The organism is Undibacterium sp. WLX3042, from assembly GCF_049544825.1.
In the GTDB taxonomy this organism is placed as follows: domain Bacteria; phylum Pseudomonadota; class Gammaproteobacteria; order Burkholderiales; family Burkholderiaceae_D; genus Undibacterium.
The window spans coordinates 3,620,258-3,646,388 of record NZ_CP186698.1; the positions used below are offsets into that span (position 1 = coordinate 3,620,258).

The 26,131-nt window shown below is 45.1% G+C and carries 18 protein-coding genes and 6 pseudogenes; 16 read left to right on the forward strand and 8 right to left on the reverse strand.

All coding sequences use genetic code 11. From position 1 onward, the window contains the following. The first annotated feature begins 100 nt into the window (after nucleotides 1-100). The 3 genes from ACPAOP_RS16525 (at nucleotide 101) to ACPAOP_RS16535 (ending at nucleotide 4,926) form a co-directional block, all read left to right on the forward strand. A complete protein-coding gene (locus ACPAOP_RS16525) occupies nucleotides 101-1,282 on the forward strand; it encodes a GGDEF domain-containing protein (RefSeq protein ID WP_423708753.1) in 1,182 nt (393 codons plus the stop codon). A 257-nt stretch (nucleotides 1,283-1,539) separates the two neighbouring features. Further along, nucleotides 1,540-3,744 (forward strand): OsmC domain/YcaO domain-containing protein, encoded by a 2,205-nt coding sequence (locus tag ACPAOP_RS16530; RefSeq protein ID WP_423708754.1) that lies wholly within the window; start codon nucleotides 1,540-1,542, stop codon nucleotides 3,742-3,744. Nucleotides 3,745-4,434: 690 nt separating this feature from the next. Then, nucleotides 4,435-4,926, forward strand: coding sequence for a M23 family metallopeptidase (locus ACPAOP_RS16535; RefSeq protein ID WP_423710034.1), 492 nt, complete (start codon nucleotides 4,435-4,437; stop codon nucleotides 4,924-4,926). Between the two features lie 370 nt (nucleotides 4,927-5,296). Here ACPAOP_RS16535 and ACPAOP_RS16540 read toward each other — a convergent pair whose 3' ends face one another. Both ACPAOP_RS16540 and ACPAOP_RS16545 read right to left on the reverse strand, forming a co-directional pair. Beyond that, nucleotides 5,297-5,833, reverse strand: a complete 537-nt coding sequence (locus tag ACPAOP_RS16540; protein ID WP_423708755.1) for a hypothetical protein — start codon at nucleotides 5,831-5,833, stop codon at nucleotides 5,297-5,299. Nucleotides 5,834-6,172: 339 nt separating this feature from the next. Continuing rightward, nucleotides 6,173-6,442 (reverse strand): hypothetical protein, encoded by a 270-nt coding sequence (locus ACPAOP_RS16545; protein ID WP_423710047.1) that lies wholly within the window; start codon nucleotides 6,440-6,442, stop codon nucleotides 6,173-6,175. Here ACPAOP_RS16545 and ACPAOP_RS16550 point away from each other — a divergent pair. Then, a pseudogene (locus ACPAOP_RS16550) lies at nucleotides 6,339-7,543 on the forward strand (DDE-type integrase/transposase/recombinase); the annotation flags it as partial. The gene ACPAOP_RS16545 and the pseudogene ACPAOP_RS16550 sit on opposite strands and share 104 nt — an antisense overlap. A 77-nt stretch (nucleotides 7,544-7,620) precedes the next feature. Continuing rightward, nucleotides 7,621-8,252 (forward strand): annotated as a pseudogene (locus tag ACPAOP_RS16555) (transposase); the annotation flags it as partial. 307 nt (nucleotides 8,253-8,559) lie between these two features. Here ACPAOP_RS16555 and ACPAOP_RS16560 read toward each other — a convergent pair. After that, on the reverse strand, nucleotides 8,560-8,877 hold the full coding sequence (locus ACPAOP_RS16560; RefSeq protein ID WP_423680232.1) for a hypothetical protein: 318 nt from the start codon (nucleotides 8,875-8,877) through the stop codon (nucleotides 8,560-8,562). Between the two features lie 86 nt (nucleotides 8,878-8,963). On the opposite strand from ACPAOP_RS16560, the gene ACPAOP_RS16565 reads away from it, so the two are divergent. The 4 genes and pseudogenes from ACPAOP_RS16565 (at nucleotide 8,964) to ACPAOP_RS16580 (ending at nucleotide 11,486) form a co-directional block, all read left to right on the forward strand. After that, nucleotides 8,964-9,569: a type IV toxin-antitoxin system AbiEi family antitoxin domain-containing protein gene (locus tag ACPAOP_RS16565; protein ID WP_423680231.1), complete on the forward strand. Its 606-nt coding sequence runs from the start codon at nucleotides 8,964-8,966 to the stop codon at nucleotides 9,567-9,569. Continuing rightward, nucleotides 9,566-10,456, forward strand: coding sequence for a nucleotidyl transferase AbiEii/AbiGii toxin family protein (locus tag ACPAOP_RS16570; protein ID WP_423680229.1), 891 nt, complete (start codon nucleotides 9,566-9,568; stop codon nucleotides 10,454-10,456). Before ACPAOP_RS16565 ends, ACPAOP_RS16570 begins: the two co-directional genes overlap by 4 nt. Nucleotides 10,457-10,586: 130 nt before the next feature. After that, nucleotides 10,587-10,821, forward strand: a pseudogene (locus ACPAOP_RS16575) (IS3 family transposase); the annotation flags it as partial. A 77-nt stretch (nucleotides 10,822-10,898) separates the two neighbouring features. Next, nucleotides 10,899-11,486: an IS3 family transposase gene (locus ACPAOP_RS16580; RefSeq protein ID WP_423682358.1), complete on the forward strand. Its 588-nt coding sequence runs from the start codon at nucleotides 10,899-10,901 to the stop codon at nucleotides 11,484-11,486. Nucleotides 11,487-11,497: 11 nt separating this feature from the next. Here ACPAOP_RS16580 and ACPAOP_RS16585 read toward each other — a convergent pair whose 3' ends face one another. Further along, entirely contained in the window at nucleotides 11,498-11,938 is a 441-nt protein-coding gene (locus ACPAOP_RS16585; RefSeq protein ID WP_423680228.1) for a phage integrase N-terminal domain-containing protein, read from the reverse strand. Between the two features lie 1,293 nt (nucleotides 11,939-13,231). Between ACPAOP_RS16585 and ACPAOP_RS16590 the strand changes: the two are divergent. Together ACPAOP_RS16590 and ACPAOP_RS16595 are read left to right on the forward strand one after the other, a co-directional pair. Then, nucleotides 13,232-13,471: pseudogene (locus tag ACPAOP_RS16590) on the forward strand (IS3 family transposase); the annotation flags it as partial. 370 nt (nucleotides 13,472-13,841) lie between these two features. After that, a complete protein-coding gene (locus ACPAOP_RS16595; protein WP_423680227.1) occupies nucleotides 13,842-14,051 on the forward strand; it encodes a hypothetical protein in 210 nt (69 codons plus the stop codon). Nucleotides 14,052-16,647: 2,596 nt separating this feature from the next. Here ACPAOP_RS16595 and ACPAOP_RS16600 read toward each other — a convergent pair. Next, complete coding sequence (locus tag ACPAOP_RS16600; protein WP_423680192.1) at nucleotides 16,648-17,649, reverse strand: ParB/RepB/Spo0J family partition protein; 1,002 nt, start codon at nucleotides 17,647-17,649, stop codon at nucleotides 16,648-16,650. Continuing rightward, the gene (locus ACPAOP_RS16605) at nucleotides 17,646-18,725 is read right to left on the reverse strand and encodes a ParA family protein (protein WP_423680193.1); all 1,080 of its coding nucleotides are present in this window, start codon (nucleotides 18,723-18,725) and stop codon (nucleotides 17,646-17,648) included. The genes ACPAOP_RS16600 and ACPAOP_RS16605 overlap by 4 nt, the downstream gene beginning before the upstream one ends. A 1,040-nt stretch (nucleotides 18,726-19,765) precedes the next feature. Between ACPAOP_RS16605 and ACPAOP_RS16610 the strand changes: the two genes are divergently transcribed. From ACPAOP_RS16610 to ACPAOP_RS16625, 4 genes are all read left to right on the forward strand, one after another. Further along, nucleotides 19,766-21,088, forward strand: coding sequence for a replication initiation protein (locus ACPAOP_RS16610; protein WP_423680194.1), 1,323 nt, complete (start codon nucleotides 19,766-19,768; stop codon nucleotides 21,086-21,088). Between the two features lie 484 nt (nucleotides 21,089-21,572). Continuing rightward, the gene (locus tag ACPAOP_RS16615) at nucleotides 21,573-22,577 is read left to right on the forward strand and encodes a tyrosine-type recombinase/integrase (protein ID WP_423680195.1); all 1,005 of its coding nucleotides are present in this window, start codon (nucleotides 21,573-21,575) and stop codon (nucleotides 22,575-22,577) included. Nucleotides 22,578-22,954: 377 nt separating this feature from the next. After that, a complete protein-coding gene (locus ACPAOP_RS16620) occupies nucleotides 22,955-23,272 on the forward strand; it encodes a FlhC family transcriptional regulator (RefSeq protein WP_423710035.1) in 318 nt (105 codons plus the stop codon). A gap of 192 nt (nucleotides 23,273-23,464) precedes the next feature. Further along, nucleotides 23,465-24,559 (forward strand): CAP domain-containing protein, encoded by a 1,095-nt coding sequence (locus tag ACPAOP_RS16625; protein WP_423708756.1) that lies wholly within the window; start codon nucleotides 23,465-23,467, stop codon nucleotides 24,557-24,559. An 821-nt stretch (nucleotides 24,560-25,380) separates the two neighbouring features. Here ACPAOP_RS16625 and ACPAOP_RS16630 read toward each other — a convergent pair. Then, nucleotides 25,381-25,602, reverse strand: coding sequence for a hypothetical protein (locus tag ACPAOP_RS16630; protein ID WP_423710048.1), 222 nt, complete (start codon nucleotides 25,600-25,602; stop codon nucleotides 25,381-25,383). Nucleotides 25,603-25,722: 120 nt separating this feature from the next. On the opposite strand from ACPAOP_RS16630, the pseudogene ACPAOP_RS16635 reads away from it, so the two are divergent. Continuing rightward, nucleotides 25,723-25,884: pseudogene (locus ACPAOP_RS16635) on the forward strand (IS6 family transposase); the annotation flags it as partial. Nucleotides 25,885-25,942: 58 nt separating this feature from the next. Here the strand turns inward: ACPAOP_RS16635 and ACPAOP_RS16640 are convergent. Continuing rightward, nucleotides 25,943-26,089 (reverse strand): annotated as a pseudogene (locus ACPAOP_RS16640) (class II glutamine amidotransferase); the annotation flags it as partial. Nucleotides 26,090-26,131: the final 42 nt, after the last annotated feature.

The following is a 26,131-nucleotide window of genomic DNA, read 5'->3' on the forward strand; positions in this document are numbered from 1 at the left end:
GTTGATCAATAAAAAAATTGCATTAAGGAAATTTTTTGAGTCTTATCCACTATAATTGCGCCCACAAAAACGACAGCCTGTTTCCATTGATAAGAGCACGATGAAACCACTGGATTTATACACCTTAGTCTTGATGAGCGCGTTCATATGCATAGGTATGAGCACTATCATGTTTTCGGTGCATCGTACTTTTAAGTCGGAAGTGCAGGGAGTGGGGCATTGGGCGTGGGCGCAATTAATGACATTGATAGCGCTGCCCATACTTGCGACGCAAGGGATACTCAGCGAATACATTGCGATTCCCGGATTCAATGGCGCGATGCTGTGGGGACAGGGAATGACTCTGATTGGCACCCAGTTGTTCTACGGTCAGAAACCGACCTGGCGTCTGTTTCTGCTTATATGGAGCATCACCATCGCAGGCTTGCTGTGGTGGTTGGTGGTGACGCCCAATTTCAGCATACGTGTGGCGATTTATTCGCTGACTGCTTTTGGTATGTACTGCGCACTGATACGGCTCGTCTGGCTATACGGCGAAAGGCATTTCAGTAGCTATTTTTTTATGGCGCTGTTACTGGTTCACGCTACTCTGACTTTGTTGCGCGGTGGTTTTGCTCTGGTATTCGGCGGTACGAGCGTGAATTTGCTGAAGACCAGTAATCTGACAACGACTTATCTCGCAACCTCGACAATACTGGTGCAGTTGTTAAGCGTCGTTTTTCTCGTCATGGCGTCACGTCGTTTAAAGGACGTACTTGAGCAACGTGCAATTGAAGATCCTTTGACAGGGGTGCTCAACCGTCGTGGTTGTGTTGCCTATTATGCGCAATTGCAATTACACGCCCGCCAGACAGACTTTCCAGTGACGGTGCTGGCGATAGATCTGGATCACTTTAAACGCGTCAATGATCAGTATGGTCATGCCGTCGGCGATCAGGTGCTGGTGTTTATTGTAGAAAAATCCTGTCTGCTGTTGCGTGCGTGTGACCGGATGGCCCGTTTTGGTGGTGAAGAGTTTGTCGTAGTATTACCGGGAACGACGCAGGCAGAAGCCCGCCAGATAGCAATACGTATTCAGACAACGCTGAAACATGCGCAAACTGATTTACCACTTTGTACCCTCAGTATAGGTATTGCCAGCAATACCAGCGCGGATGATGATTTGGATCACTTACTGGTTCGGGCCGATGCTGCTCTGTATCGTGCAAAGAATAATGGGCGTGACCGTATCGAAACGGACGACATCATTCCTGCTGATAACGCTACTTCTTCTGCCTCATAACCCAGTTTAATCATTCAGTTTTTTCCGGAGCTTGATCTCAGGAAGGCTGCGTCTGCATTCTTTGAAGCTGGAGCCGGTATACGCTAAGGCCGTAACAACAGGTTTGCTGTCTGTCATTACAAGTCATGACTTTGTCCCGAAGATACCCGGATTGCAAGGGGATGACGAGTACACAGTGCGTACCGCCCTAAAAGAACGGATAATGGCGCCTGATTTACTTTTAATGCGCTTTCAGCCGCTTTTTTGGAACACTCCTCATGGAAATTAAAGTCAACTTTCTCGATAAGCTTCGCCTCGAAGCCAAGTTCGATGATTTCACGGTGATCGCTGATCAGCCTATCCGCTATAAAGGCGATGGCTCAGCGCCAGGGCCTTTCGATTACTTTCTGGCTTCATCGGCATTGTGCGCGGCGTACTTCGTGAAGTTGTACTGCAACACGCGCAATATTCCGACTGAGAATATCCGCCTGTCGCAAAATAATATCGTTGACCCGGAAAACCGCTACGCGCAAATTTTCAAAATTCAGGTTGAATTGCCTGCTGATATTTCTGAAAAGGATCGTCAGGGTATTCTGCGTTCGATTGAACGTTGCACCGTCAAGAAGGTCGTGCAGGAAGGTCCGCAATTTGTGATCGAAGAAGTCGAGAGTCTTGATGCCGACGCACAAGCTTTGCTGACCTTAAATCCAGATGCGGATGCGGCGACCTATATTCTCGGTAAAGACTTGCCCTTAGAGCAAACCATCGCGAATATGTCCGGTTTGTTGGCGGGTCTCGGCATCAAAATCGAAATCGCGTCGTGGCGCAATATCATTCCGAATGTGTGGTCTTTGCATATCCGCGATGCGCATTCACCGATGTGCTTTACCAATGGCAAAGGCGCGACCAAAGAAAGCGCCCTGGCATCGGCATTGGGCGAGTATATTGAGCGCCTGAGTAATAATCATTTTTACGCCGGTTCGTTCTGGGGTGAAGATATTGCGAATGCAGATTTCGTGCATTACCCGAATGAAAAGTGGTTCAAGCCGGGCAAAAAAGATGCGCTGCCAAAAGATATACTGGATGCCTACACTCTGGCGATTTACAACCCCGATAAAGAACTGCGTGGCTCGCATCTGATCGATACCAATTCCGGTAACAGCGAACGCGGTATTTGCTCATTACCATTCGTGCGTCAATCCGATGGCGCGACCGTTTATTTCCCATCAAACCTGATCGAAAACCTGTTCGCCAGCAACGGCATGAGCGCGGGTAATACTCTGGCCGAAGCAAAGGTGCAATGTTTGTCAGAGATTTTTGAACGCGCTGTCAAACGCGAAATTATCGAAGGCGAAATCGCCTTGCCTGATGTGCCGCAAGATGTATTGGCAAAGTATCCCGGCATCCTGGCTGGCATACATGGTTTGGAAGAACAAGGCTTTCCAGTGCTGGTCAAAGACGCTTCGCTTGGCGGGCAATATCCGGTAATGTGCGTGACCCTGATGAACCCGCGCACCGGTGGCGTGTTTGCTTCGTTTGGCGCGCATCCGAGCTTTGAAGTTGCGTTGGAACGCAGCCTGACAGAATTACTGCAAGGGCGTAGTTTTGAAGGCCTGAATGATTTACCGCAACCGACTTTCGTCAGTCAGGCGGTGACGGAGCCGAATAACTTTGTTGAACACTTCATCGACTCCAGTGGCGTCGTGTCATGGCGCTTTTTCAGTACCAAAGCCGACTACGAATTTGTGGAATGGGATTTCTCAGGTCACGGCGAAAACTCGAATGCCGACGAAGCCGCCACCTTGTTCGGTATCCTTGCAGATATGGGCAAAGAATCCTACGTGGCGGTGTACGACCAGTTAGGCGCCACCGCTTGCCGCATCCTGGTGCCGGGTTATTCAGAAGTCTACCCCGTCGAAGATCTGATCTGGGATAACACCAACAAAGCCCTATTGTTCCGCAAAGATATTCTGAATTTACATCAGCTTGATGACGATGCACTTGAAGACTTGCTTGATCGTTTAGAGAATAATGAGCTCGACGATTACAGCGATATCGCCACCCTGATTGGCATCGAATTTGATGAGAATACGGTGTGGGGACAACTCACCGTGCTGGAATTAAAGCTGCTGATTCATCTCGCCTTAGAGCAACTCGAAGACGCGCAGGAGTTGACGCAAGCCTTCCTGCAATACAACGACAACAGCGTCGAACGCGGTCTGTTTTATCAGGCGCTGAACGTGGTGCTCGAAGTCACGCTGGATGACGACTTAGAGCTGGCTGATTACGAAGCCAATTTCCGCCGCATGTTTGGCAACGAACGTATGGATGCAGCAATCGGATCGGTCAATGGCAGCGTGCGCTTTTACGGCTTAACGCCGACGAGCATGAAGCTGGAAGGGCTTGAGCGTCACCAGCGTTTGATTGACAGCTATAAAAAATTGCACGTGGCGCGGAGCAGATTTGCTGAGAAATCCAGCTAATTTTTTTGCTACGAAAGACACGTGGCTACGTATTTTGCTTCCGACAACATGAAAATGTTAAAAGTCGGAAGGAAATTTTTAAAAAATAATCGAGTCTTTGTCCGTATAAAAACTGCTCCTTAAGCTACATTGCTGGCATTGGAGCAGTGAAATATTATTGGCGGTGTTAAACGACTGATATTTGTAGAGAGAATTATCTGGCCTGCAGTACGATAATTTTGAACTGAAATTCGCAATGAGAGACGCTCGAAATTTATATCCTCAATTGTGCGTGTTGTTAATCGTGTGGCTGTGGTCTTCTTGCGGCTTTTCACAAACCACGCTGGTGTCAGTAGAGAGTGTCAAAAAAGCGAATTCGACACTGGTTGTTGCGAATAACCGAAGTCGTATTCCTCTGACCTTAAGCCTGAATTTAGTTCGTTCCAACAACATCGCCTCCAGCGCGAGCTGGCCGATAGTGCGCTATATTGCACCCGGACAAACGCTGGAGTTAGTCGAAATTTCCGCTTTCAATAAGCAGCAGAGATACGAGTTTTTTTATAAATTTAATTATGTGATTGGCTCGCCAGTTGCACAGCATGATCCGACTGCGAAATACAGATTGCCTTTTATTTCAGAGCAGCCAGTTTTCGTTAGTCAGGCACCAGATGGACCGATTTTTTCTCACAATGCAGTTCAAATAAAAATGCCATCGATCTCGTCATGCCTATCGGTACGCCGATTGTTGCGGCCAGATCTGGTTATGTCATCGAAAATGTAAACCAATTTGCAGATAATGGACTGGCGAAGCCTGAGTTTATGGATAAGGCAAACCTCGTGCGGATTCTTCATGACGATGGCACTTGGGCTGACTATGCGCACCTGAAACAATATTCGTCTCACGTCTTTCCGGGGCAACGAATTGAAGCTGGCATGTTCATTGGGCTATCGGGGAATAGCGGTTTTTCTACGGAACCCCATTTGCATTTCCACTTACAAAAAAACACGAATGGCGTCATTGTTTCGCTACCCATAGAATTTTGGCATCCAGTCAAAGGCAAGATAACACCCCGCTATCACACCTGGCTTGCTGCCGAAAAAAATACTTCAACGACAATCGTGCCTACAAAAAAATTAAAGGAATGTGTGAAAAAAGATTCGATCATTGACGACGCTGTGTTGAAATGTATGAAGCAAGGGTAATCTCGTACGATATAAAAGCCACGAAAATGAAGAACGATTGGCTTCAAGTTTTGACATGCATCGCCATGTTCCCCACGTGCAATGCGGCTCACTATACGGCCATGATGCGGTCAAAACAGGCCGATGACGAAAACTATTCACGGTGAAAAATGCGTGCCGACAGAGATATTTGAACGGCGGTTTTAGGCATGAGAAAGGTGTGAGAAATAAAATCATCGCGTGCCCAGAAATCGACAATTCGTCAATATCCGTAAAAACGAAACCGCAATGAATACGCGTCTCGTAGCACAAAAACATGCCACAAGCCGCACAGATATCAGGTGGTTTGCGTTATGCACACCCTACGGAGGTACGCACCCTAGAGACTTGCTCATTTTCGTTGCCGCATATTGATTACCCGCGCAATTCTTGGCCGGTTGTATCGTTGCAAAATCACAGGGTAGAGATTCAGTAAGATATTTAAACCAAACAGCCACATTGATTTCATCAAACCAAATCGCATCGCGACAACAATGTTAAAGGCCAGCACGATAAAGAAAATAACGAAATGACCGAGTTCTGATTTTTTAGTCTGATGGTACAAGACTACTAAAGCCGAGGCGTTTTTTTCGATAGGCGTCGATTTTCTGATGACCTTTTCCCATCCAATTAACACCAGCATTTTTCTGAAAAAATTGATGCCCAGATATTCGTAAATTTTCCCTCGTCGTTCCCAGGTTTTTTCATCAAAGTAAGACGATTGAAGCGGGCTCTTCATTATCTCGATAAGTGCGGAAACCCAGATCATCAACAGAAAATTCAGAGCCCATGCAAATGCAAAACTATCCAGACGTATGAAATAAACCAGCGCCAAAGTAGAGCCGATTGCCGCGAGGCCGATAGAAATGAATGCCCAAAATTTTTTCATTGCATGTCGTCGCCGAAGTTTTAAAAATAGCTTTCCGCGCCTTACCGCTGGCGCAAGAAGTCATTTGTTGAACATGATGATGCATCTGCGCAGCGCAAGATAATGCCGTATTTCAGTTTGAATATCCACCGACAGATGAATGAAAACGCGCGGCTTGAAATTACCAAAACGCCGATGATGCATTGTGTATGGTGCTACCTGCGGCAGGTATACACGCTACGCTTGCTGTGATAACGATCCCCCAATAAAAATGCGGCTTGCAGGCCGAAAACACGCCACAAGCCGCATAAATATTAGGTGGTTTGTACGATGAACACCAATGGTGAAAAAAAGAACGGCTTAAAAAGTGACGATATCCGGTGAAACGGTGTGCATGTCCCATCCTACGGAGGTACGCACGCTAGGCTTACGTGGATTCACTTCCCCCACGCCAGCCCCCTGTGTCAGGATAGTTGTCGCCCAGATAGAACCGAGAATAAAGGGGGTGAGAACATGAGAGCGCAAAGTGGCCCGATACGGACAAGAATTCATGAACAGAGCAGTGGCAAGGCTGCTGCCGCCTGAGAGTACGTCAGTCGATGACCTCTCACGGGAGATTGGTGTGAGCACCTCGACGCTGGAGCGCTGGCGCAGTCAAGCGCTCAATGATGCAGGTCGAGCGCAGGTTTGGACGGCTGCTGCTCGCTTTGAGGCAGTGCTGACGACGGCGGCCATGGACGAGGCCGCCAAGAGCGCCTGGTGCCGAGCCAAAGGGGTGTATCTCCATGAGCTGACGGCCTGGAGGCAAAGTGCCACGGATGCGCTGGCCGACCCTCAGGAGACGCGGGCAAGCCCCAAGCAAACCAAGCTCGACCGCAAGCGCATCAAGGAGCTGGAGCGGGATCTGCGGCGCAAGGAGAAAGCCCTGGCCGAAGCTGCAGCCTTGTTGGTGCTGTCAAAAAAAGTCTCGGCGATCTTCAATCAGGACACAGACGAGGACGCATGACCTCTCTGGAAGATCGCCGCGAACTGTCCGATGCCATTGGTCAGGCCTGCCTGGCTGGTGCTCGCTTGAGCCCGGCTTGCCAGGTGGTGGGCATCAGCGTTCGCACCTTGCAACGCTGGCAGGGCGAGCAAGGTGTGAAGGTCGATGGCCGCCCCGCTGCGGTGCGGCTGACACCAGGCAACGCCTTGAGCGAGCAAGAGCAAGAGAAGGTCATGGCCGTGGTCAATGAGCCCCGATTTGCAGACGTGCCACCAGCGCGTATCGTGCCTATGCTGGCCGATGAGGGGGTCTACCTGGCCAGCGAATCGACCATGTCCCGCCTGCTGCGCCAGCATGGTCAAAACAGCCATCGCGGCCGGGCCAAAGCGCCAAAGGTTCAGCGCATGCCCACCACGCATGTGGCCACGGGGATCAGGCAGGTGTGGTGCTGGGACATGACCTACCTGCCTGCCATCGTGGTGGGGCGCTGGTTCCATCTGTACCTGATCATGGATCTGTACAGCCGCAAGATCGTGGGCTGGGAGGTGCATGACAGCGACGACAGTGAGCATGCCAAGCAATTGCTCAAACGCACGGCCCTGGCCGAGGGCATTGCCGAGCTCGATCACAAGCCCGTACTGCACGGCGACAACGGCGCCACGCTCAAGGCCACCACAGTGCTGGCCATGCTTCATTGGCTGGGCGTCAAGCCATCTTACTCAAGGCCGCGTGTGAGCGACGACAACGTGTAACCCTCCCGTAAAATCAAGCCATGCATAACTAGAGTTCTTGAGGCAAACTTATATGCCAAGGGAGAACAGAAATGCGTAAGAGCAGATTTACAGAGACACAGATCATTGGAATATTGAAAGCGGTTGAAGCTGGTAGATTAGTCAAAGATGTTTGTCGGGAACATAGTGTTTCTGAAGCGACCTATTACCAATGGAAATCTAAATATGGCGGTATGGAAGCAGCCGACGTAAAGCGCCTCAAAGACTTGGAGGAAGAGAATCGTAAGCTCAAAATGATGGTTGCTGATTTATCGTTAGAGAACCAGGCGTTTAAAGAGGTGATCGGTTTAAAGCGCTAACCCCGAACCAGAAACGGGATTTCGTCAAACAACTGCAAGAGGTTGGACTTAGCCAGCGTCAGGCTTGCAAAGCGATGCAACTCTCACGTTCAAGCATGAGCTATCAGCGGCGGATGGTACCGGATGACGACATCATTGCAGTTTTGCAGGAATTGGCAGAACGTTTTCCGGAACGGGGATTTGGCAAGTATTTTCAGTTAATAAGGCGACGTGGCCACATCTGGAATCATAAGAGGGTTTATCGCGTTTATTGTGGACTAAAGATGAACCGGCGCCGCATTGGTAAAAAGCGACTTCCAACAAGAGACCCGCAACCATTGGTAGTGCCCGACGAAATCAACAAGAGTTGGTCCATTGATTTTATGAGCCTGCAGTTTGAACTCAGGGGAAAATGTACGTCTTTGCTTGTTCATCAAACACCTCTCCATGACGAGTATTCTCGCCTAAATCAGTGTCCGGGTACATTAGACCACTACATAGACACTCCTGAACTAACTCGGCTTGTCATGCCTTAACAGTCTGGTACTTAATTGAAGAAGACAGTCCTTGCGCCTATTGTCTTCCAGACTTTCGAGAACCGAGCTTGAAATGAGATAATAAAATCTCCAAAATAAAGCAACTGCATCATTAAGATGTCAAATTGCAATATGTCTGAGCGGTATATTTTGCGGATTAGTGTTGCCTTGCAATAGGACCTGCAAGAACCCCTACTTCATCCGAAGTCAATTGTTTACGTGTGCGTTCTAGATTTGCCAAGTATTGAGCGCGAGTTGAAGCTAACAACATAGTCGCTTTAGCGATCCGTTGCTGGCTGTCACTTTCTTTACCTGTTCCATGAGTCGAAACAGATTTTAAGGCCTTAATTTTCTTTGAGATCGAACTTTTCATCATTTTTCCCCTTTTTTGAATATAACGCCTTTTGAAAAATCGTTTGGTTTTGGTGAATTCAAAATTGGACAAGTGAGTGCCAATACCAGCCATGCCATTCATATTTCGCGAATTGTCATTTCCTAAAAGTTCCTTTTATTCGTCACTTATTTGTATTCGACGAAAAAAAGGAACATACTGACTGTATTATGCGCACCGAAACCCATACCCAACGCGTCCTTGATCTGCTTAGTCGGAAGGGAACGCTGCGCCCCAGCGATCTTGACGACATTGGAGCTCCCCGAGTGGTGCTAACGCGCATGACGGCAAGCGGACAACTGGAAAAGATTGATCGTGGCCTGTATCGCCTGCCTGACAACCAAGGCTCCGAGAACGAAAGCCTGACCGCAATCGCTATCAAGGCGCCACAGGCCGTGTTTTGTCTGCTCACGGCCCTGCAATTTCATGAGCTGACTACCCAACTGCCACGCCAGGTCTGGATCGGCATGCCTCGCGGCAGTCATGCACCCAAAATCGACTATCCTCCGCTCAAGATGGTTCAATTCACCGGCGAGGCTTATTCAGGTGGCATAGAGGTGTTCGAGCGCGATCAAGTCACGCTGCGCGTTTACTGCGTTGCCAAAACCATTGCCGACTGCTTCAAACACCGTAACAAAATCGGACTGGACGTGGCGTTGGAGGCGCTCAAAGATGCAAGATCGCAAAAAAAGGCCAGCCCTGACGACCTCTGGCACTTCGCAAAGGTCTGCCGTGTTGCCAATGTGATGCGTCCCTACCTCGAGGCAATCGAATGAACAAGAATCTCGCCGCATCGGTACGGACTCGTCTGCTCAACATTGCCAAAGCAGAGGAGTCGGATTTCAATCAGCTTCTGGTGCGCTTTGCACTGGAGCGTATGTTGTACCGCTTGAGCCAGTCCGAGCATGCAGATCTATTTCTGCTAAAGGGCGCCTTGCTCTTTACGCTATGGTATGACATGCCGCATCGGCCAACACGGGATGCAGATCTACTCGGTTTCGGGTCAAGTGATCTTGAATCCATCGCACAAACATTCCGCGACATCGCCGGCGTCGAGGTGGAGGATGGTATTACCTTCGACCCGACAACGGTCAGTGTTGAGGAAATTCGTAAAGAGGCTGGTTACGCCGGCGCACGGGTGTTTATCACAGCCGAAATTGCCAAGGCACGCTGCAAGACGCAAATTGACATCGGATTCGGCGACGCAGTCACCCCTGGGCCGGTTCAAGCGGTCTACCCAGTGTTGATCGAAGATTTGCCAGCACCTCGCCTGCGAACCTATCCCGTCTATACCGTCATCTCGGAAAAGTTGCACGCCATTGCCTTGCTTGGCATGACCAACAGCCGGCTGAAGGATTATCTGGACATCTGGGTGTTGCTGAGTCGGGAGACGATCAATACCCATACGCTGGCCAGAGCGATCGCTGCGACCTTCGTCCGGCGGGGCATGCCAGTCCCAACTTCTTTGCCTATTGGGCTAACGGATGAGTTTGCCACCGATCCTTCACGGCAAGCCATCTGGCTCACCTTTCTCAGGAAAAACCAGTTGGCAATAACGCCGCTGCTTGAGGTAGTCGCAAGGCTGCGAGCAATACTTAGACCGGCGCTCGACCAAGCCGCCGCGATATCGTCTGCGACCGGCGTGACTGATGCCGACACGTAGAATTCCTCACCTATCTCATCGCATGGCGGATGGTTTTGTGCGGTGGTGAACGCCGGTTTGATTGTATGATTCGGTTCTTATCAAATATCAGTTTAATAATGTAGTAATGTGATGACTGGTTGAATTTCCCCAATTTGGCAGTGATGATTTTGCTCGCTTGTGTAAGGAGCATACCCTTGTTCCAAGTATCAGTCGACGCGGCAATTGTTATGGCAATGCTGTCGCGAAATTTTTTTAGTAGCTTAAAGAAGAAGCGAGTTAAACAGAAAATATACTCAACTAGAGAGGATGCCAAAGCTGATATTTTTGACTATATCGAATTATTTTATAATCGTCTGCGTCGACATAGTCTGAGCTTCCCCTGAAATTTAGTTTGCCATAGGTGACGTAAAATTAACGTTACTTTGGAAAGACTAGAAATGAAAAAGATACTGAAACAGGCATACACGACCGAGTTCAAGGAACTTGCCGTCAAGCGGGTCACGGACAGTGCTTCAATCGCAGCTGTAGTCAATTTGCGGTATCGGCACCAAACCGCGCCTGGGTGACGGACATCACGTACATCGCAACCGATGAAGGCTGGCTTTACCTGGCAGGCATCAAGGATTTGTTCAATGGTGAACTGGTTGGCTATGCCTTGGATGAGCGAATGACACAAAATCTCGTGATGCAGGCGCTCTTCCGGGCCATTGCCGCCAGACGACCGGAAAAAGGGCTTGTCCACCACTCGGACCGCGGCAGCCAGTATTGCTCGCATGCCTACCAGCGATTGCTGCGCCAGTTTGGCATGCAGGTTTCCATGAGTCGCAAAGGGAATTGCTGGGATAACGCGCCGATGGAAAGTTGCTGGGGGTCACTCAAAAACGAGCTGGTCCACCACCGTCGTTTCGCGACTCGTACGGATGCCAAACGTGAAATCACCGAGTACATCGAGATCTTCTACAACAGAATTCGCAAGCAGGCTCGCCTTGGCTATCTGTCGCCTGCCGCGTTTATGCAACAACATTATGAAAAACAGATAGCCGCCTAAACCGTTGGACTCTACTGTTTACAACCGACCTCAGTCGCTCCAGTACGATTCTCCAGCGACTTCAACTGTTCGTACTCTTCCGCAGACTTCACGATATTTGCCTTACCGAGCCAACTTGCCAGTGTTGCAAGATAGGTGATCTTGTTTTCCAGCGTTCCTCGGGTGTGGTTTTTACTGATCCAGTGCTCTAACAGGTAGTGAATGTGCTTTTCTTTTAATGCAGACAGACTTTCGAATCGAAAATTGCCGACGTTCTGCAAAATCTCTATTGCTGCAATCATGCATAACGAGCGCATGCGCTGTGTTTTCACGCCGAGCGACTGATGCGAAATCCGACTCTTGCTGTGTGCTTTTGCAAGATTGTCTCTAAACAGCGAGCGCAGTTCGTCTTTGATTCGGTTATTGAGCTTCGCTCCCGCTATATCCACCTCAAAATCGTAGATTAACGCCATGACTACTCCTTTTTGTTTTTTGCTTCTTTAACGAATTCTTTGACCTGTAACGTCGGTCGGACGGCTTGCAGCGTGGCCAGGGCTCTTTAGCGATAAATTTGGCACTACCGAACCCAGCTGGCACTAGGTTTGGTGTAGGTCACATCCCTTTCACAACGATGCTCCGACTACTTTTCCAATCTACAAACAACTTCTGCTGGCGCGCGTTTTCACACTGAGGTGTCGCAACTGCACTGCAAAGCTGTCTGAGTTTTGGATAGAAAGTCGATACTTCTGCATCGCTGTGAATCCATGCGTTTTGTGTCAGGTACGCGGAACCCGGTATGGAATGTTCACATCAGTCGTTTTAATCGGACCGACGTGCAGGATGAGTGAATTGAAGTTTGTCAGAGCACGCGATTGTGTCCAACCTCCCAACAATTTCGCACTGAAGCGAATGTCATCCTGTGTTTTTGTGACTGTAGTGTGTAGTTGGCTTGTGTATTTACAATTTCGAGAATTCCGAAGAATTCTTGAAAACACACCGGAGAGCCAATATTTATCACTGTCTTGGTTCCCTCACTCTTTGCTTTTCTAAGTTCTTGTTTTTTTTTAAAAATCCGCTGCCATTTTTGGAGCGGAAAACAAGACGAGAAGCAAAACAACGAGAGACTGAAAATGCGGCATTGAGCCCTTGACGATGCTAGTTTCCCAGCGAGAATTCTGTACTGCAATCTGGATAATAATGAACAGTAATGCATTTGTCATGCGAAATCAGCACTTTATTTTCATGCCTTTCGACAAATCATCTGCTATCGCGACTTTGAATCGTCATACATCACAAACGGTCAAAATTTAAAAAAGCAGCATGCACTACCAACCCATGAAGTAACCATGACTTGCGGTTTATTTATCGACTCCAATCGATTGCATCCATGACCTGTCCATGAAGTAACCATGGAGTAACCATGACTTGCATTTTTACCATCAACTCCAATCTATTTCATCCATGACCTAACCATGAAGTATCCATGAGTTCTCATGGTTAGCGAGAAATGATGCAATAAATAGTGTCCGATACCAAAAATTTAAGGCAAATCTAACTGGTTTAATGGGTGTTATCAGGTGGCGGTAAAACAGCGTCCAATAGTTTCCACCTTAGAATGTAACCTTTCGGTATTTTTGCCGGGGGTATTTGGTGTTTTTTACATGGACTGAATCGCCACGAGTAATGTAGACACTCTCCAGCCTATAATTTAGGCTAATAGGAGAAGTGATGAGTAACAAACGATATACCGACGAATTTAAAATTGAGGTAGTCAATTCAGCAGCTATGATTGGCAGGACTTCCTCAAAGCGCATAACCTGCAGCAGAGTATGAGCCGACGTGGAAACTGCCATGACAACGCGGTGGCTGAAAGTTTTTTCCAGTTACTCAAACGCGAGCGGATACCCAGAAAAGCGTATGAAACACGGGAAGATGCAAAGTGAGATATCTTTGATTACATTGAGATGTTCTACAATCCGAAACGTCGGCATAGTTTCTGCAAGTAGCTATCGCCGATGAATGACGAAAAGCGGTATTTCGAACGGCTGGCGAGTGTCTAGGGAACTCGTGGCGATTCAAGTTGCTCTTTAAGGTATGGTATGACATACCGCATCGGCCAACACGGAATGCATATCTTCTCGGTTTCGGGTCAAGTGATCTTGAATCTTAGAATATGGTTCAACAATTGTCCTTCGCAATTCAATCAGACAATGTTCAGGACACATCGAATTGGCTCTTCAAAAGATAGAGCTAACCGAATAACGAACACCATTCTGCAAGTAGTTTTATTATTACTTTGGTAGCTATTGAACTCATTTGACAAGGAGTAGCTATTTGCTACGCTTGGCACCAGCTAATGAAAAACGGAGTAATGAAATGCTAGTGACGAATGGAACGGTCCAATTTGAGGACAATGAAAAGCAACTCTGGGAAAAACTACTGGAAAGAAAACTGGATGCAATTACGCCACAATTGCTACGCGAGTTAGGTGAAGCAAGAGTCACTGAACTGACAGATGAGGGAAACTATGTCTGTGCAAGAATGGCAGCAGAGCATGTCCGGGATATTCCAAAAGTACTGCACTAACGATGGAACATAAGTTCTGCATTTCTAAGTGTTGAGTGGGCGATTTTCATCGCCTTGACGAGATTTTGTGAAACGAACTCACGGTGACCGGTCTGATCAATATAAGGTGCGTCTCAAGATTTGTGTAAGCGTATTTCTACGTTAAAGCCCATTCCCATAAGCCGAGAAGCGAATTTCTGAGTAGTCTCGGCGCCGAAACTAGTCTCGGACTCCGAGACTAGTTTCGGAGTCCGAGACAAAAGTTTCCCGTAAAAGCTCACCTTTCAAGGTATTAGTCTTAAAAAAAGTTCATAGTTAAATTAAAAGCTCCCCGTAAATACTCACCTTTCGAATTGTGAAAGCTATTTATTGCAAATTTAGTATTTAAATATCTTATATTTTGCGTTTTAAATAACTTTTTTCACTAAAAGGTGAAATAATCTCAACATCCGATCTCACCTTAGTATTATTAGACTCGCAGAGGTGAGATAAAACAGGGATGTCATCTCCTTTTTCATTGTCTTTTAGGCATTAAAATTAACTAGAGATTATTGATCTTAGAATCAAAAGGTGAGGTTCAGCAGGTATCTTTAAAAAAATCAAACAAAATAGTAACTGATGCCATGCCGTAGACATGAGCATCAGCGAAGCTCATTTACTAAAACTGAAAAGCTAATTTGGGAGACATGAAAATTGATAAAAATATTCACGATTAAAGTGATGAATGAGAGTCATCGAAAAAAGTGGTACGCGTAGAGGCCTCACTGAATCAGGGGGGCTACGCGATAAGTCGAGATATTCCGCAACGACGAGCCTGTGTACTGGCTATTGTAGAATGCTTAGGTCTTTATTACGATCTCAGGTTGCCCAGTTAATATAATCCAATTGTTGAGACGATTCTGCATCTGTCAGCTCAACTTCCTCGCTTTGGATCGCGTCGAATCGGGCTCTTTCTAACAAAGGAATGAATTGAGCTAGGTGATGAACGTCATTCTAGGATTTTGGACATTATCCAGCTGCAAGTTACGACAAAGTGTAAGCATCCAAAGCTAAAGATACCGGACAAGCGCAATATTATGTGAAGCTACTATTTCGTCTTTGACACTTGCACTAATAACCAGGCATTGAAATTTCTGACAGTAATGGATGAATACACGAAAGAATCCTGGCGAAAGGCGTAGCGGGTAGTATTAGGTCAAAGCGGGTCATTGATGTACTAAGCAAGTTGATCAGTATCCTAGGTACACTAACATGTCCGCGTAGCGATAACGGGCCGAAACTTTTAGCGACCCAATTGTTGTAATTGGTAACAGAATAATAAGCTGGAAATTGTATTAATCGAGCTAGGCAAGCGATGGCAGAACAGCGTGACAGAGAGTTTCAACGGGAACTCCGCGATGAATTTTTATCAACAGAATGGTTCAGAAACCGGATTTAAGTCCGCATCATCATTAAGACTAGCGGCAGCATTACAATCAGATTAGGTCAAACCCGGTCTGAATTATTTAACCCCAAACGAGCTTGTGAAAACAATACTCAAAGATTTACCAACCTAAGCTGACGAATTAAGATATCTGCAACAGAAAGTTTAACGGTAAGTCATTTGCAAAATCCCACTTTATCGATCGGGAATACCACAGCAAAATTCTTGCATTGCGAATTTGTAGTGAAATTTTTACCCTAAGACTCTAATTCGGTTTCGTTCTATTTTTGGTAGAAGATCAGCTACAACAGTAGAGTTAACTATATTTAGGTAGGATATCGGCTAAAAGTCTTTACAGATTTTTTCTGATGAACTTATTCTCCAATATCAGTACAACAATTCTATTGAAATCTGTAACATCGTCTAGCAATGGGCCCGCGCTCGAAAAAGAAGCGACAGATACAAGCTACGCTTATCAAGATCACGAACCGAAGGAAAGATTTCAGACAGGAATTCCGCATTGAACTTGTTCGCCAGTTCAGTGGGATATTCGTTGGTAACGTCAATGCATCTGGCCTGGCAAAATGCAGTATGACAAAGTCCACATTGATTTCCTGTTGGTTATAGTTCAGTACCATGCTTCCGTGCAAGTGCAATGAGTCATACATGTGATTTGTAAAAGTCAATGCAGCAGATTTCGCCCACGTATATTCTTTTGCAGTACTGTAATCTACAGGTTAGCAAAAGATTGTGAGTCTCTTAGAGTAAGAGAATTAAATTAAGCTGGGAGTGCACTATAAATAACTGTAAGCAGATATGAATATTCTTCGTCACGGATATTGGACACTAGCAGAAGCCACCATCCTTTAGCAAAGAACATCAAGACATTAAATAGTGATTGAAAAGAGGGCAAGACTCTAAATAACGTAATAAAACATTAGTAATTTCGATTCGAGACAAAATCGCCCCCCAAAAAGACAGCCTGACTTTCTTTTATTGACTTAATCATCGACAAGAACTATGTGCTTATCTTTTAGTCGAAAACGATGTCTAACTTGGTTCTCTTGTTATTATCCAAGCTCACTTGGAATTTAATATTTAATTATAAGCAGCTTATAAATTGTTTTTAGGAATATTTTATAAGCTGCTTATAAATTGCTTTTTTGAAATATTTTATAAGCTGCTTATAATTTTTTAGCTTTCTTCGATAGATAATGCAAAATCCCGAAGAGCGGCTAATGTTTTCTTAGAGGCTACTTCTGGATCAACATTTTCTTTGATATCAATGATTATTTGTTTTTCAGTTACTTTTACCGAAAACAAAGAGACTCCATTTGAATCAACAATTAATGTAGGCTTCTTTGGAAGTTCTCTAGTTCTTTTAACCAATTGCTTCTCTACAAAAGCTCGTAGATCATCTCCATTAAGCTCGTGGTTATCAATTAATTTTTCGATACCTAGTATGATGGTTTCCAACCCATCAGGAAATTCTTTAAGTAGATCAGCAATGACGCGGCCATAGCGATATCCAAATAGACCTGGATATTTATCTAAAATCGACTTTATGGGATCAGGTAGATTTAGTAGTCCCAAGCACTGTGCCACACGAGCCTGCGTGCAACCGAACAATCTTGCGACCTCTGCCTGCGTTTTAGCGAAGCCACGATTCATCGCCTGTTTATAGGTTTTTGCTTTTTCATAGTCAGTTAGATCGATGCGTCCCTCATTGCTAACCAAGGTAGCAAGCTCAGCACTTCGATCATCTAAAGAATTCACTTGAGCACTGATCGTGCTCCAGCCTATCATCCTGGCTGCCCGAACTCTACGATGTCCAGAAATCAGTTCATATCTGCCAGTAGGCATTAATCTGACGTTAATAGGATCATCCTGACCGCGATCAACTAACATTTCGCCTAATGCTTGGATATAGCTTTCATCATATTTAGTGCGTGGTTGCCAAGGGGAATCATCGATTAAATGGACAGGGATTTTTTGAATTGTCTTTTCTTCAGACGCGATTGATTGTGAGGTAGTGGGTTGTTCGTTTGACTGAAGCAACTCTTCAAGTGACTTCGAAGGGCCAGTTGGAGGTTTTGTCATTACCATATTTGGCATGGATAGTGGTTTGTTAATGTTACTTAACTTTGCCGCAAGCGAAGCTTGAAATTCTGCCTCAGTTTGATGTTTATTACTCATAGAATTCCCATTTTTTCAATTAATGCTTGTGCAACTGACCTTAACTCTAACGCCGACTGAGCACTGGGCTTAGCCAGGGCAAGTGGTAATTCATAATCATCAGAAGACAAGACTTTTTTAAATTCTTCACTAGAACCAATTGTTTTGTTCAACCAGGCATTTTTATATTGATTTGTTAAAGCCAATACTTGCGCTGCCACTCGAACCCTTGTCGCATCAAAAAAGTTTCCTAAAATAATGAGCTCAGGATATTTTCCTAAGCTACTTTCCATCTCGCTGAGGACTTTAGACAAGTAAGACACTGACTTGGTACTATATTTTTCCATCGACACGGGGGCTAATACAAAATCACTTGCCAGCAAAGCTCCCCTTGTAGTTTGATTTTTTGCAGGAGGTGCATCAAAAATAATGATGTCGTATTGCGAAAGATCGAGATTTACATTTTGCCCAGACCGACCTTCATGTAAGAACTTTGCTATTGCCAATTCCGGCTGCTTACTCATAATGGCGTCTAAAGTAAACAAGGCTTCCAGCCTATCAAGTGATACTTCTGCTGGAATTAGATGAGGTCCAAATTCTCCATAAGGCTTTTTCAACACTGAGTCTAGGGAAGGAGTCGTGCTTTGTTGCCACTGAGGAAGAAGATTTCCGAAGTGAAAATCTACACACGTTTCAACAGGTTTGTTTACCTCAATCGCCTCTTCATGAGTCATTTCGGCATCATACCCAAATGACATAGATAGGTTTGCTTGAAAGTCGAGGTCAATAACTAGGGTTTTTAAACCAAGCAATGGAAAAATAGAACTGAGATTTGATGCGATCGTTGTTTTGCCGACTCCGCCTTTAGGGGCGTATACGGTCATAATGACCTTTTTTTTGGGCTTAACGAGTGTCTTTTTTGCTCGAAAAGCTGCTAACTCATAAATATTTTGTATCGTAAATAAACGTGTTTTGGGTCCATCACCAGCTTGTCTCGCCACTTGTATTCCCGCCTCTTCGGAATCGCGTCTAACGGCATCGACTGTGATGCCAAGTAAATTAGCAACGGCTTGTACCTTAAAGGGTTTGCTAGACAAGATTAATCTCCAGAATTAAATTTTTTTCATAATATTATACGTACAAGCTGTTTGCAAGGATTTTTTCTATTTGTAAGGTTAAATCCTTGCATTTAATCTATGGAATAATTAATAGGTAAATTTTTGATTAGTATTCACATAGGAGTAATTTTGACTTTGATTAACCCCTAATGAATTCGCAAAGGTGAGTATCAACAGGGATTAAATTTGAAAGGTGAGCTTTTACGGGGTTCTTTTCGAGATTTACTGCTTGAGAAGTATGCTAGTCGCTATCCAAATAATTTTTTGTTGATAATCATGGTGTTACCTCATTAGTTGCGAGAATAATTGTGTATTTCAGAACATAAATATCTGTATGGAAACAAAAGGGTGAGCTTTTACGGGGAGGAAAACTTGCTGTTTCAATGTAGAGAATTGATAGTTAAAATTTATTTGAATCTTCGAAAGCTACTTTTATCCCTTGAAAACCAGTAAATCTCATAGGTAAAGAGATTTGAAATCTCTTTACCTAGGTTTTTGTAAAAAAACTTAAGATAGTTTTTAGAAGTTAGGTTCTTTCTTTGGCGGTTATTTTTTCTAAAAATACACACAGGATCAAATTTATTATCTTGAGGGTTTTATTAATAAAAAACCCTATTAAAACCTTAAAACCAAATTAAGCAACACTAGACCTAGTATTCATGCGGGTCTCAGTCCGATTCGGTGAGTGAATACAGGTACTATGGTGAGTGCATACAGGTTCTTTCGTGAGTGTGTACAGGTACTAACGTCGATACAGGTGAGTATTTACAGGGACTTAGTGTGAGTGCATACAGGAACATTGGTGAGCTTCCACAGGTATCTTTTTGAGGTGATTCTAATTTGTAGTTGAAACTCACTTAAATAAGGTGAGGTTGTGGTCAATACGATTAAAAGGTGAGAGAATCAGAAAACAAATTTTTCACCTTTTGGAAGGTGATTTCCTATTTTCACCTAAAAAGGGTAGGTAGTGGCTAATGGTAACTAGAAGATCAAAAAAGGAAATCGTTGCTTTTGATACTATGCAATTAGAAGCTACCGAGACTACCGAATCAAAGGAATTTCGAAAGACCAATGAAGCAATTGGTCTAAGAGTAACGGAAGGCAAACTGACACTACTCACTCGGAAAGTGTTTAATGTCATGATGTATCACGCTCAGGCAATGAAGGTGCCCGGTATCAATGCACCGATTGATACACCATCGGCAAAGAAGTATTACTGGATTCCTCTCTCTGAACTCGCGAAAGATGCCTCTTACGATAGTAAAGACACCGAATTTCTAAAACTGCAATTAGAAGAGTTACAGAATATAAAACTCTTGATGGAAAATGAGACGCAATGGACAAGCGAGCGCCTCGTATCTTCGGTAACACTGGTGAATCCGACAGGTTTTAAAAAGCATGGCGGCCAGGTCTGGTTTGGTTTCGCATTTCCCCCAGAAGTGCATGAACTTGTTATGGCGCCGGGGACTTACACTCGCTTAAATATTATCTATCAAGGGTTATTGCGATCGGGAACGGCTTTAGCTTTATATGAGATATGCCGACGCTATGCAACGAATCCGTCAAAGAGAACGCATATCGAAACCTACGAACATTGGTACGGTGCATTAACGGGAAATGCGGTTTCGAAAGATGACCCCCCACCATATAAGTATTTTAAGCGTGATGTTATTAAACCTGCTGTTGCTCAGATAAATGCGCTCACAGATATTAATGTCGAGCTAATTGAACATAAAAATGGTCGAAAAATCGATCGTCTTCAATTCAAAGTTGATCATGCTCAGCAGCCACAGTTAGCATTCCCAGCTCCGCCAGTAATCGACCTAGAGTTAATAAACCGGATCATGAAATTAGGATTTAGCCAGCAGGAGGCAACGGACTTTGTCGCACAGTATGCCGATGAAAATATTCAAGCAGCTATCTCTTTTGTTGAAAATCGTCAGAAACAAAAAAATAGTCCTCCATTAGACTCTCCAGCCGCCTATTTCCGTTGGACCCTGAAGAAAGGATTGAACGCAGCAAATGAGCAGCTACAGAATAACGCTGCAAAATTACCAAAACCAAAAGCCAAAGATGGGCAGTCGCTAATGGATCGTTTCCTGGCAGCACGCTCGCAAGAGGCATTGGACGTGTACCATGAGGTTGATGAGGCCGGTAAAAAGATTTTATTTGAACGGTTCAAAGAAGCGAACCAAAGTAGTGCTTTGAATCTAAACAAAGGTATTGAAAGCCCGACTGTCAAAGCAATGTTTTCTTCTTGGTATGCTGATGAGTTATGGGGCGAGCCAACTGCTGAAGCGCTTGCACGGTTCCTGGAGCAAATGGAAGTTATCAAGAAATAAAAGATGTCAGTGCTGACGCTGTCTGACTGACCGAGTGGAAAACACGGGTTACTGGGCCGCAAATAATATTGCCCATTGTGCCAATAACGAATCACTTTACCAACGGGGAACGAGAGTGATGCATGATTCCATGGGTGAACCAAGCTGAATTGCCAACACCCGTCTAATCAACCAGGTATTGCAATCTAATGAGGTTTCTTGTGCTTGTCCAGCCAGCTTGTCGGTGTGGAGTGGGCAGTTCTAGCTTGTATATAAGGGCTATATCACCTGACTCTTATAGCTATTCGAAATCAAGGTAAATTTCGCCAAAAACGCAATTAACACCCAGCGAAGCGGAATAATAAGAACCTATTTGTTGTAGACATTCTTTTTCTTTATGTCGTGCAATTTTAGTAGTATGGCTAGCTTTGATTCGCTTAATTCGAGAATGCATTCGTTTGTTAATTGCGTTTTTGGTTTTTGTTTTAATTTTATTCTTTTCCTTATGAAACAATCTAACGAGTTACCAAGAAAATTTTGGATAGAAACACCCCTGGAAGCATTCTTGCATTTTGTTAGGTCGCCACAGTATGTTGAATCATCACTTAGACCAATAGGTAAAGAAATAATTTCTGAGTCTTCAATTGAAGTCTACAGGGCCATGTTCACTCGATTTTTACTTTTTATATCCACACGAAGTCTGAATTTATTTACAGTATCCGCGACAGATATTTATGCATTCCTAGTAGCAGAGGAACAGGTAGGTGAGGGTTCACAGTTGATTTTACAAAGTGATATTCAATTCCGCTATATTCGCTTGTTAGAACGTGTCTTTACCCACTTACAGATAATCCCAAGGCCGACTGACGATTTACTATTTGGGAAGTTGAAGGAATATTATCGTTTAGATGGGCGCAATCATAAAACTGTTACGCTGACGCAAAGCGAAATCAAACAATTCCTCTTTGCTTTACCCGTACCTCAAGCAAAGGAGCGAGTCGGAAGACTAAGTGCGAATTGGAAAAGGCGTCGTGATCGTGCAATGCAGTGCATCGTTTTAGGTGCTGGCCTCACAGTATCAGAAGCCATTTCTTTGAACATAAATTCCATTGAAAAAATTCGTCAAATTGATGGCACGCTCAAAATATATGTAAGCGATCACTCCCAGCTAGATCAACCACGTGTACATGAAACTTTTATGCATGCTGAGTTAGTTCCGGAATTATTAGATTGGCTGAATGAAAGAAACAAACTATTCCCAGACAACCCAATTGTTTTTCCAGGTACAACAGGAAAAATGCTGGATAAGGCCACTGTGTATCGACAAATCAGAAAAACTTTTGAAGCGGCTAAAATTGAACTGCCGAGGAGAGGAGGTCGGACCTTGCGTAATACTTTCGCTGCTCAAGAAATTAGAGCAGGTGCTAGTAATGCTGAGCTGATCGAAAAGCTTGGGCTCAATGAGGAGCGTTCTTTGGAAATATATTCACATGCTGCGAAAGCAAAATAAAAATTATTGCCTCGTACATTTTGCATGTGTTCATTAAGTACAAAATTTGAACCATTGTTTTAGCAAGACCTAGCCAAAACAACCATACATTGATTATTTCGCAATCATAGCAGGCTATTCAATTTGAAGAAATGGACGTCGGTATTGATTGGTGCAAGACAAATAAGAACCACCTATCAGCAAAATAGGCGATGTCTCAAGAAAGCAGTTCTAGGTCAGTAAACGGAGCTCGTTTAATGAAAATTTATCAGGGAGACTATGACCCGCATTTTATTGCCAAATTAATACGAATAGAAAATCCGTGCTCTTTAGAGCAGCTATTGTCAATTTGTTTATTATAAAGTAAATTGCCAAGTTCTTTCACTTGGTATTTTTCTGTGGAAAGAAGGCGTACTCACAGTTCATTTTATCTGCTGTTGTACCGCTTGGCGCAACGCTCAGGGCTAGAGCATATTCATAGCATCATCGCAGCATACAGTTGGTATCTAGCACTGGCACCGGAGGATCCTATGTCTATAAATCGTCTGGCAATCTTGGTTGCGACTGCACAATCGGGGAGCGGCACAGTTTATGTTTCAGCATGTCGAAGTTGTACCGCCAATTATTTGCTCTGCAATACGGATGAAAAGAAAGAATTTGCTCATAGTTTTCACTGTGAACCCTGCAGGAAAAAGAGACAGCTTGCGGCCGCGTAAATTTTCAATCTTCAGCACGGCATCAGTCGTGCTTTTTTTATTTCCGGTCACTTTCATTTCAATTTCGAGTGATTTGACATTAATTTTTAATCGGTAGAATGAAGTCATGGTCGTCGCAAATGCGGTGATTAACTACGAACTCTGAGTACTCTTCCAGTGTCACTCGGAACATTTTTGAAAGAGGTAACGAACATGCAAAACACTACAATCTCGGCTTCATCCGTATTTCGTTTGTCTGCTTTGGCTGCTGCGCTGGCATTGGCTGGCTGCGGTGGCGGCGGCGGTTCAGACTCCCCATCCGGTTCTAATACAGGTACAGGCGGCACAGGTACTCCGATTACCTGCACAGCACCGCAAGTATTAGTTAATGGCGTATGCACGACACCATCACCAACAGTAACGCCTCCTGATCTTCAAACAACGGTTCCTACGCCAACTTATGCGCCTGGTTCGCCTGAGTTGAACGCCTTTAATGAAATTAACGCGGTTCGCGCTTCATTAGGCTTGGGTCTGGTCGCACAGAACGCCTATCTGGATCTGGCAGCAAAAAATCATGCCACCTATATTGCACAAAACTTTGAAACTGATCGCAGTGTCTGGGGACATATCGAAAATGCGGCTTATCCTGGTTTCACTGGCATTACTTCATCTGACCGCGCCCGCTTTGCAGGTTATGGTGGGAATGCGGGGGAAATTCTCACGCAAGATGCACCAGATGCTTATTCTCTGACACCGGTGCAAGGTTTTCTGAACTCGGTATATCACCGCGTCGGAATTATTGATAATTGCACTCGTGAAATTGGCATCGGTGAGTTTACAAAAGTATTAAAGAATAACATTCCATTTGTTCCTTTTGTTATCAACGGTGGGGGTAAAACATGCCAGCGTAATGCGTCTGATTTTGTGATGCACTACCCTGCAAGTGGACAGACGAACCTGCCTGTTACGATGATGGCGGAATCACCGAATCCGATTAAGGACTTGCCGTTGAACGCTGATGGGTCTTTGGACTTTTTGCAAACATCGTATCCGATCTCTGTTGCATCCGTACCGGGGACGACGATTGCTGTCACCTCGATGACGGTAACAGCACAGGGAGAAACAACTCCATTGCCGATGACGACGATCACTGCAGCGACCGATCCTAACCCAGGGTATCTCAGCAGTAATTGGATATTCTTTGTCGGTAAAGCCCCGTTTAAGGCTAAAACAACCTACAACGTGGCATTTGTCGGTACAGTGAATGGTGCAACAATTACGCAGAACTGGTCTTTCACAACACGTTAAGCCAGGTATCAAGATCAGAAACTTCTGCTCACCATTAAAAAAGCCACGGTAAAACGTGGCTTTTTTGCTACTTTTCCTTAAACCTTCAGCTAATGATGGTTGGAGGATGTTAAGGACACTCTGACGGAACCATCGAATCCGGATAGCGTCCTAAACCTTGTGTTGTCGTGGTTGGGACACACGAAGGAGCTGTATAAGTCACTGTATTCAAAGTCCAGATCGCGTCGCCGCCGCTTGCTAACTTATAGGTGCAAAATTGCTCCGTCGCCGGACAACTTACTGGTTGTTGTGGGATGCATCCGGAAGTGTCAGTTGTCGTCGTCGGAGTACAAGCAGGTCCTGAATATGTGGTCGTGATAGTAGTGTTTCCTTTTGCCGGTGAAGGGCAAACACCTGTGGTAACAGAGTTTGCCGGACACACAACCGCACACGCACTGGTATCCCACGCTCCATAGGTTGTTGTGCCATCGCAGTTTTGGGTCGCTGTCCGTGTTGCCGTTCCAGTTTGCCCCGCTGGACAAGCACCAGTCTGCGTAAAACTATTAGGAGTACAACTAACAGGAGTCGTACTACAACCGCTGCTATCGGTCGTAACAGATGAACTACAAGCACCATTTACAAGGGTGTAATTGGTTGTCACAACCCTCTGACCAGTTTGACCAACCGGGCAGGCAGTGTATTGCGTTGTAGGGCCAGGACAGGACACGGGCGTGACGCATGTATTAGCGATCTCAACTGTGTTCAACAAATTGTTGTTGCAATCGTAGGTATTCTGATTGGTGATATAGCCAGTTTGACCCGCTGGGCAATAGGCATTTGCGTTACTGATATACGAGTTGCAAACCGGAACGACACATGACGACCCATTCCACACCGGCAAGCTGGCAGGACAAGCGCAAGAAATACCATCCGATTGCAATACCTGGTTGCTCGGACAGGTATTGGTTGTGTCGCAATAAGCGGATCTGGTAAAGTTTGGTATGGACGATTTTCGCAAAAGCCTCATCAAAAGTACCCTCTGCAAGGTTCTTAAACGACTGCATTATCCGTTGGACCAACGGATAATGCAGTCGTTTAAGAACCTTGCAGAGGGTACTTTTGATGAGGCTTTTGCGAAAATCGTCCATACCAAACTTTACCAGATCCGCTTATTGCGACACAACCGAATAACCCGACCCATGATGGGGTTCAAAAATTTCCATTGTGCACAGGCTATCATTGCGGGTATTGAAACCATGCATATGATTCAGAAAAGGCAAATGATACCTGCCTCCAAAGGTCAGCCTTTGTCCAAAGCTGAACAGTTTTATAGTTTAGCTTTTTAATTTTCCGGACTCTCGCCACATTTTTTGTCCGTTCTACCTTATTGCGACACAACCCTCGAAATAAAGCAACATCTTGATCTTGATAATATGCCACTCCCCAACCATCATTCGTTCCATGCTGCTTATCGCCATGGGATGCAAGCAATTGCAGGGACAAGTTAAGTCGTTCAGGTACCGAACTAGACATCGCCAATAATTCGCACATCACGCCATCCTACATTTTCAGAAGTAATTACCAGTTTAATTT